1 protein-coding gene is annotated in these 1,457 nt (G+C 46.0%); it reads left to right on the plus strand.

Annotation, left to right across the window (positions count from 1 at the left end; genetic code table 11):
* Positions 1-287 precede the first annotated feature (287 nt).
* The gene (locus QP381_RS08400) at positions 288-1,097 is read left to right on the plus strand and encodes a hypothetical protein (RefSeq protein ID WP_006680318.1); all 810 of its coding nucleotides are present in this window, start codon (positions 288-290) and stop codon (positions 1,095-1,097) included.
* Positions 1,098-1,457 lie beyond the last annotated feature (360 nt).

The following is a 1,457-nucleotide window of genomic DNA, read 5'->3' on the forward strand; positions in this document are numbered from 1 at the left end:
AAGATCATCACAACTTATAACCAGACCCACGCCAGACAACTGGCACCCAATTTAAGAAGCAGAACAAAACCCAAGACGCTTCACGACTCAGGTTTGATCGTTTCCACGCCCTCGGATAAGTCTTTAGCTGCAAAGACGGCAAAAACTCAGCTATTTCGGTAACTTCCCAACCACACGGGCAGGAGGTGTTTTAGGATTCTACCTGCCGGTTCTAAGTCCGGGTGGCTCCCTGGGGGCATTAGTGCAAACATCTTCCGGATTTGAATGCCGACTATTAAAGTGAAGTTATGAACGATTTATTTGATCTTGACTGTTTTTTACTAGACCCCAAACTTCCTAAAAAAGCGAGTGAAGATCACGTCCGCACGTGGCTTGAATACAAAGCAGGAGGAGGGGTAGAGGATCCTGATGCCTCTGATGGAGCTCGCTATTTTTATAAAGAGCTGTGGGGAGAGCGTCTAGATATTACTGTTCGTGAATGCCCTAACGCATTTAGTCGGGAACCATCTAAATATGTCCAGGGGGATTGGATGTGCTCGGTCTGGACCACACTGAAATACGGGCTTCAAATAGCCTATGGATGCAAGGGGAAAGATTTTCTGTGGTGGCAAAAACCTTTTATTGAGAATACCTTCGATGGATCGAGCGCCACTCCCGGAACCTATAAAGGAATATTGAAGCACTTTGACGAATTCGGCAAAGTGTTCAAAGATGAAACTGTGCAAGAATTTATTCGCGCTGCATACACTCCTGCGAATCTGATTATTGTGCCCGACGGGTTTAACGGAGCGAGATACAATCCCACCGAGGATTACTGGGATCTAACTTTAAAGAAGTACTACCAAGATAAAGAGCCTCTTGAATCTCGATCTGGAGGATATGACGTGGCTACGCCTTTTCGGAAGCTCCTTAAGAAAAATCAGGAACAAGGCGATCCGCTGTGTCTTTCTCCTTGGATAAATGAACAAGGCGATCCGATTCTTTTGCCAGATTCTCCTAAGGATAATAAAGCCAATTGGCGTAGTGCTATGGCAGAAATGACTAGGCGCATTAATCTCCGGCGTGAGTTAATGACTCAATATATAGAGCAGCTATAAAATGAGTAACCGCTAAGAATTGTTAACCGCTTTCTTACTAGGTTAAATACCCCGCCTAACGAACTGGTCTAGCAATGCCTAATGGCGCGCTATGTCATCAAATACTCCTCGCAGTTTCGCAAACAAGTGACCGGATCCCACTCAGATCTCTTGTAGAGTCTGAACTACTTATTTGCATCCCTAAAAAACAGGGAAAGCTGCCGTCTAGACACAGTTGCCAGTACAATAGAAACCGTCTGGTGTGTTTTGTTCATTTTCTAAGGTGCGGGGGAGAAGCGTAATGCGGCTCTTCGTACTTGAGCGTGGGTGTGGGGTGATGCGCAGGAACGACTCACCGACAAGCAGCGACAACGGCTTGAA

Source organism: Pauljensenia sp. UMB6358, from assembly GCF_030216865.1.
Taxonomy (GTDB): domain Bacteria; phylum Actinomycetota; class Actinomycetes; order Actinomycetales; family Actinomycetaceae; genus Pauljensenia; species Pauljensenia turicensis_A.